The organism is Micrococcus sp. Alg238-R198, from assembly GCF_900537135.1.
GTDB classification, from domain to species: Bacteria; Actinomycetota; Actinomycetes; order Actinomycetales; family Micrococcaceae; genus Micrococcus; species Micrococcus luteus.
Genome location: NZ_UNRH01000010.1, coordinates 68,119 through 74,981 on the forward strand (window position 1 = coordinate 68,119; position 6,863 = coordinate 74,981).

Below are 6,863 nucleotides of genomic sequence, written 5' to 3' on the forward strand. Positions count from 1 at the left end.
CCTTCATTCGGTCCGGACGTTCTGTGAGTCGTCGGTTTCCATTTGATGGGTGCACTGCCGAGCGTACTCGGCTGGGGTTAGGTAGCCGAGCGAGGAGTGCCGGCGGTGGTGGTTGTACTCGTCCTTCCAGTTGCCGATGATGACCTGTGCGTGCAGCAGCGAGTAGAAGCTGTTGATGTTGAGGCACTCGTCGCGGATCCGGCTGTTGAACGACTCGACGTACCCGTTGCGCCACGGCGAGCCCGGAGGGATGTAGGACAGGCCGGTGCGGGTGCCGGCCCAGTCGGCCATCGCCTCGCTGATGAACTCCGGCCCGTTGTCCGACCTGAGCACCGCCGGGGCGCCCCGGGCGGCGACGAGGTCCTCGAGGTGGGCGGTGAGTCGGTCGGCGGTAATCGAGCGCTCCACGAGSCCGCCGATGCACTCCCGGGTGTGTTCGTCGACGATCGAGCAGATCTTGATCGGTCGTCCGTGCTCGTCGGCGTCGAACTGGAAGTCCACCGCCCACACCACGTTCGGCGCGTCCGCCGTCGGCGCGTCGACGGTCGAGGACCCGACGCGCTTGCGTCGACGCCGCTGCGGGACCCGGAGCCCTTCGTCACGCCACAGGCGTTGGATCTTCTTGTGGTTCACCACCCRCCCCTCGGCGCGGGCGTYGTGATACGCCCGCCGATACCCGTAGCGGGGATGGTCCTTCGCCCAGGCGCGCAGCCACTCCCTGAGCGCCCGATCCGGGTCCGCGACCGTGTCGCCCTTGAGCGGTCGCCGGTACGCGGAGCGGCTCAGCCCGACCAGACGGCACGCCATCCGTTCGCTCACCCGCAACTTGCGCTTGAGGTGATCGACGGCGGCGCGGCGCCTGTCCGGGCTTAGAAGTTTCCCTCAGCCAGCTCCTTGAGCGCGGCCTTCTCCAGCTCCGCTTCCGCGAGCAGACGCTTCAGGGTCGCGTTCTGCTTCTCCAGCTCCTTCAGGCGCTTTGCGTCGTCGGCCTTGAGGCCGCCGTACTGGTTCCGCCACCGGTAGTACGTCTGCTCGGACACCCCGAGCTCCCGGCACACCGCCGCGACGTCCTGACCATCGGCGAGCATCCTGTCGGCCTGCCCGAGCTTACGGACGACCTGCTCGGGGGTGTGACGCTTCCTGCTGTTCGTCATGATCTGACCAGTCTCCCTGCCCGCGACCGCGGGCAACAGGACGACTCTCATAACGACTGGACCTACGAAACGGGGTCAGCCCACGCACGGCGCATCCATCACCACCTCGTCTCCGAGGGCCACCAGCTGTGCTTGCGCACCGTGGGACGGTGGCTGCACCGACTCGGGATCTCCCGCCTACGGGACCTGACCCCGGCCGGAGAAGACCTGCGCCAACGACCCCAGAAGATCACCGCGAGAGGGCCGGGGCACATGGTGCACCTGGATGTGAAGAAGATCGGGAAGATCCCAGACGGGGGCGGCTGGCGCACCCACGGACGTGAAAGTGAAGCAGGCCGTGCTTCCAAGCGCGGGCCTGGCCGGCGGGTCGGCTACACCTACCTGCACTCGGCGATCGACGGGTACACCCGCCTGGCCTACACCGAGGCGTTGGAGGACGAGCGGGCGGCCACGACCGTGAGCTTCTACTGCCAGGCGCGGGCGCTCTTCGCCGCCCACGGCATCACCGTGGACCGGGTGATCACGGACAACGGAAACAACTACCGGGCTGCGGACTTCACCGCGAAGGTGGTCTCGCTCGGAGGCCGGCATCACCGGATCCGACCCTACACCCCGCGCCATAACGGGAAGGTCGAGCGGTACAACCGGCTGATGGTCGATGAGGTCCTCTACGCCCGCCCCTACACCTCAGAGCAAGCTCGGCGTGAGGCCCTGGCGGTGTGGGTGAACCACTACAACTACCATCGGCCTCATACCTCCTGCGGAGACGCCCCGCCAACCTCGTTGGCACCGGCCCGAGTCAACAACGTCATGCCCTCCTACAGCTAGGATGTCGGCAGCGAGTGTCTTTTCTATACCTCTGCCCAGCTGAGAGAATGCCAATGCCGCCCCGTCTGCTCTTCATCACGACCTATAGTCCCCAGGCCCAGGATCTGGGCGGCGCGAGCTGGGTGGACCGCAGAATCCTGGCGAGACTCCGAGAGTCGTTCGAAGTGACCGTCATGACCGTGGCGGATCCTGCATCGCAGGACGACCTCCCGCTGGAGGTCCGCAGTCACAAGGGGAAGCTGGCGGCCACGCTGACCCGGATGGTGCTGTTGGGCGAGCCATACCAGGAGGCCAAGTTCGTCTGGAGCCCGAAGTCGGGCAGGGTGAGAGATCGGATCCATGCGGCCGCCGAGTCGTTCGACCTGGTGGCAACGAGCCAGTTCCCCGCCCTGCTCCTCGCCGAGCGAGCCGGCCTGACTCCCGATATGCACTTCGCCCACAATGTCGACTGGGAGCTGTCGCGCCACCACGACCCTGCACTGCTGCGCGTCCTGAGGAACTCGTCTCGGCTCCGGAGCCTCGAAGAGAGGCTGCTCTCGACTCCCCGGCGCGTCTACGCCCTCTCGAAGACCGACGTTGTGCGACTGCGCGAGTGGGGGATCTACGCGGAGCACCTGCCGCTCGCATCCCGAGGTGAACGGCGGGCTCCCTCGGAGACCCGGACGGTCGGTCTTCTCGGAAAGATGTCCTGGCCCCCGAACGCAGAGGCGGTCGATCAGCTCCTCACCTCCATCGTGCCCCGGGTCCGGGAAGCGTCTGGCCGTCCGGTCGGCGTCGTCCTCGCAGGCAGTGGCTCTGAGAAGTACGACGATCCGCGCAGCGGCGTCGTGGGAATGGGCCGTGTCAGCTCTCTGGGCGAGTTCTACGATCGCGTGGACGTGGTCGTCGTCCCCCGTTATGGGTCCACTTCCGGTGTGAGTGTCAAGATGCTCGAGGCGATCGAGCACGGTGTCGACGTCATCGTGCCCTCGCGGCTGGCTGAGGATGCGGGCGTGCCGGTGGAGTGGGTGATCACGGCCGACACGCCGGACGAGATGGTCGCCGGGCTCACCGCCCGTCTGACCGGCACGCGGCTGGACAGGATGGGAGAAATCCGCCAGGGGGTTCTGCAGTACACGGATGTGACATGGCAGGAACCGAAGGCGGAGGCCAGCGAGCCGACCGTCCTTCCCCTGTCCTCCGCGATCCTGGAGAACTTCGCACGGGATGACCTGGCAGAGCGCATCATCCCGAGCGACGCCCAGCTGTTGGACGTGGCGTTCGCGGGCGCGGGCCGAGTACAGACAGTGAATCTTCATCACCTCCACTTGCTGGGGCACAATCGGCGTTTCGCCGCCGCGATGCGCTCAGCTGCGCGTGTCACGGCTGATGGGTGGCCCGTCCAGGTGTTCTGCGAACGCGGCCTCGGCGTCGCGACCGCCCGCGTCACCGGGGCCACCTTTGTGGAGAACCTGGTCCACGACCCCCGCCTCCCCGGTCGTCGGATCGCCGTCATCGGTGGGTCACCCGACACCGTGGCGGCCTTCGCAGAGGCGATCCGGGCGCGTGGCGCGCAGGTGACCTATACGAACACGGGCCGTAAGAACGAGTGGGCCCCAGAGCGCATCGCCGGCGAGATCACGACAGCTGGGGGTGCAGACATCGTCCTCCTGGCTGTCACTCCTCCGTTCGGGGACATCTTCGGAATGGAGCTGGAGGCCCATCTACCCGGCCCGTTCTACATCAACATCGGCGGGGGCTTGGCCATGTTCGTGGGAGAGACGTCCAGGGCGCACCCCCTCGTGCAGTCCGCCGGCCTGGAATGGGTACATCGCCTCCTGCAGAACCCGAGGCGTCTGGCCCGTCGCTACCTCATCGACTGTCCCCCCGTCCTGGTGTCCATGGGGCGGGCTTCGCGCCGCACCGGGTGAGGGTCTTCGATCTCCTTGCCGCTGGGCCAGCCTCAGGGGGTTGTGTCTTCGGGCTTCTTCGGGGACGAAACGAAGAGCGACACAGCTGACCATCCGGCCATCACGGCATAAGCCAGGGTGCAGGCGAGGGCCGCCCCTGCTGCACCGCCGGCTGCGAACAAGAAGAGAAGGAGGACATTCACGACCACAGCCGAGTAGGTGCTGACCGCACGCACTCGGTGATCGCCCTTCACGGTGAGAGCGCCATTCAGCTGGTAGCCCCAGCCCTTCAAGACGCCGGCGATGATCATCACGTAGGCCGCAGGAACTGCCGGAACGAAGTCCGAGCCGAAGACCAGCGGCACCGCAAACCACATGACGGCGCTCGCCAGCAGGCCGATTCCCACCAGGACGGCCAGAGTGGACCAGGTCAGGCGCCTCAGCTTCGACCAGTCACTCGCGTACGGCGACGTGAACGTCGCGTCACGGAACGGCTTGGCGACGAGAGTGAACACCTCGGCGATGAGGATGCACACCGAGAAGTACCCCACCTCAGTGGGGCCGATCGCGGCCAGAGCGACGAGGGGGATGCCGTTCACCAGCAGGACTCCACCGCTGCCACCCAGGACGGTCCACCAGTCGAGTCTGCCCCCCAGGCCGGCCGTGCAGGGCCGGAAGGACGCAGCCTTCTGCGCCTGCCAACGTCGTACCCGTAGATATGCCAGTCCCACACACTGGGGCAGAACCAGGGTGACCAGTGCCACCGTGAGATCGAGCACGCCGAATGCGAAGGCCATCACCGTCAGAGCGAGACGAGAAGTGACGACCAGGAGCTTCTCCGCTGCCACCCCTCTCAGATCATCACGAGAGAGGGCGATGCCCCGCTCGGCGAGGGCCGCCGCGAACACGCCTCCTGCGATGAGACACAGACCCATGACGAGGACAGACGGAGAGACTGCCGAAGCCAAGTAGACCAGGCCGGCGCCGGAGAAGACCAGGGCGCTCCCCACGTTCAGATAGGCCAGTCTGAGCCGGTGACGTGCACTGAATGCCTGCCACCGAGTCGCGACGATGTCGCTGATACCGAGGCCGAACAGCGACGATGCCGTGAGGATGAGACTCTGCTCGACGGTGAACTCCCCACGGGCCGTCGGGCCCAGGGCCCGCGCCAACAAGGGCGCCGACAGCAAGGAGGCCGCCGGGACGAGGAGGGATGCGACGGCGTTCAGCAGATGATCGCGCCGTTCAATGCTCATGCGGCCTGAAGCCACGCGGGATCCGAGGAACGGAGCGCCTCAGCTCTTCCGGTCAGCTGGCGACGCTCGCTCTCCCAGTCCTGTGACACCACGCGACGGGCGAGCTCAACCGGGCGCTCCACGATCTCCGTCCACGGTGCAAGATGCTGCTCGGCCCCGTACCACGCGAACTGGCCGGTGAATTTGCCGACGTATTCCAGACCGAAGGTGGGCACTCCCTGGCTCAGGGTTGCAACAGCAGGGTGCATGCGCGCCGTCACGCAGAGATCAGACTGTCCGAGCGCAGCCTTCGCAGACGCGGCAGTGGAGGGAATCGTCAACCGGACTGAGTCGTCCGCTTCGTGGAGATGGGTCCGGATGGCTTCGAGGAGGAGGTTGTCCCCCGGCTCATCCCGCACGTCGTGCGAGACGAGGGAGATGGCCCACCCTCGACTGATCGCTTCGCGGCAGAAAGCAGCGAATGCCTCCGCCAGCTCGGGGATGGAGCCCCCGAAGTGAGTAGCCAAGTGGGCATTGCCCACCACCGCCATGGTCGGCCGACCATGGCCGCGGCGCCACTGGGCGAGCCTCTCCGATTGCTCGGTAGCCCTGGATCGCAGGAACATCGCGAGGTCAGGATACGAACTCGCCGTCATGCCTGTGGCTGCTCGAAAGTGCTCCGCTGAGACGTCGTCCCGAAGCGAGATGAAGACGCGCCGATCAAGGCTTTGGAGAAGGGAGACGGCGCCCGCACGAGGCTCTTCGCGGAAGGAGAAATTGATGAGGGCCGCACGGCGACCGGACCGCGCCGCCAGATTCAGCAGGGAGACCCTCGATGCAAGGCTTCTGAGTCCATAGACACCGTCCGCATAGTCCGCTCCCAGGACCCATACTTCCCCACCAGGGACCAGAGCCTCGACCGCCCCCTGGCCCATGCCCAGTCGCCACGGGCCCACGTATTCGTCCTCGGACATGACGCCGGACATGCCGGCCCGCTTCCACGGTGCGGGATCACCGGCGACCACGCCGAGCATCTGACGCCCATCCCGCGCGAGCAGGGAGTCGGCGCCGAAGGCAAGCGCCTCATCTCCGAACGACCCGAAGGCGGCGGGAACGACAACGCTGACGGGACCATGAGTGGAGGTGTTCTCGATGTGGACGGCCTGCCTGCGGCGGTACCGGTCGATCGACCGGGAAGCTCCCACAACCGCGATGTCCACCGCCCGGCGTGCAACCGCGCTACGGCCGATGATCTTCCTTGTCCAGCTCATACCTCGCCTGTCGACGTCATGACCGAGAAATTCCCTGAGGATGGATGGCGTGCGTGGAAAGTCATCGCCACTGACGAGTCTAGTCCACTGCCCCCCATCATTCGGTGGGCGCGTGTCCGCGGCGCCACGGTGGGCTGACCCCGTTTCGTAGGTCCAGTCGTTATGAGAGTCGTCCTGTTGCCCGCGGTCGCGGGCAGGGAGACTGGTCAGATCATGACGAACAGCAGGAAGCGTCACACCCCCGAGCAGGTCGTCCGTAAGCTCGGGCAGGCCGACAGGATGCTCGCCGATGGTCAGGACGTCGCGGCGGTGTGCCGGGAGCTCGGGGTGTCCGAGCAGACGTACTACCGGTGGCGGAACCAGTACGGCGGCCTCAAGGCCGACGACGCAAAGCGCCTGAAGGAGCTGGAGAAGCAGAACGCGACCCTGAAGCGTCTGCTCGCGGAAGCGGAGCTGGAGAAGGCCGCGCTCAAGGAGCTCTCTTAT

Annotated in this window: 5 protein-coding genes and 1 pseudogene; 3 read left to right on the forward strand and 3 right to left on the reverse strand. The window is 66.4% G+C overall.

The window, feature by feature from the left end; genetic code table 11:
• Positions 1-3 precede the first annotated feature (3 nt).
• A protein-coding gene (locus tag G6R13_RS09840; RefSeq protein WP_163721574.1) for an IS3 family transposase occupies positions 4-1,154 on the reverse strand; the annotation gives its coding sequence in 2 pieces (ribosomal slippage) (positions 4-884 and positions 884-1,154; 1,152 coding nt in all).
• A gap of 84 nt (positions 1,155-1,238) precedes the next feature.
• Between G6R13_RS09840 and G6R13_RS09845 the strand changes: the two are divergent.
• Positions 1,239-1,982: pseudogene (locus G6R13_RS09845) on the forward strand (IS481 family transposase); the annotation flags it as partial.
• Positions 1,983-2,155: 173 nt separating this feature from the next.
• Entirely contained in the window at positions 2,156-3,892 is a 1,737-nt protein-coding gene (locus tag G6R13_RS09850; RefSeq protein ID WP_240335735.1) for a WecB/TagA/CpsF family glycosyltransferase, read from the forward strand.
• Between the two features lie 32 nt (positions 3,893-3,924).
• Here the strand turns inward: G6R13_RS09850 and G6R13_RS09855 are convergent, their stop codons facing one another.
• On the reverse strand, positions 3,925-5,127 hold the full coding sequence (locus G6R13_RS09855; RefSeq protein ID WP_163721577.1) for a hypothetical protein: 1,203 nt from the start codon (positions 5,125-5,127) through the stop codon (positions 3,925-3,927).
• On the reverse strand, positions 5,124-6,326 hold the full coding sequence (locus G6R13_RS09860) for a polysaccharide pyruvyl transferase family protein (protein ID WP_163721580.1): 1,203 nt from the start codon (positions 6,324-6,326) through the stop codon (positions 5,124-5,126). The genes G6R13_RS09855 and G6R13_RS09860 overlap by 4 nt, the downstream gene beginning before the upstream one ends.
• 264 nt (positions 6,327-6,590) lie before the next feature.
• On the opposite strand from G6R13_RS09860, the gene G6R13_RS09865 reads away from it, so the two are divergent.
• A partial coding sequence (locus G6R13_RS09865; RefSeq protein ID WP_163721582.1) for a transposase occupies positions 6,591-6,863 on the forward strand: 273 nt, incomplete at its 3' end.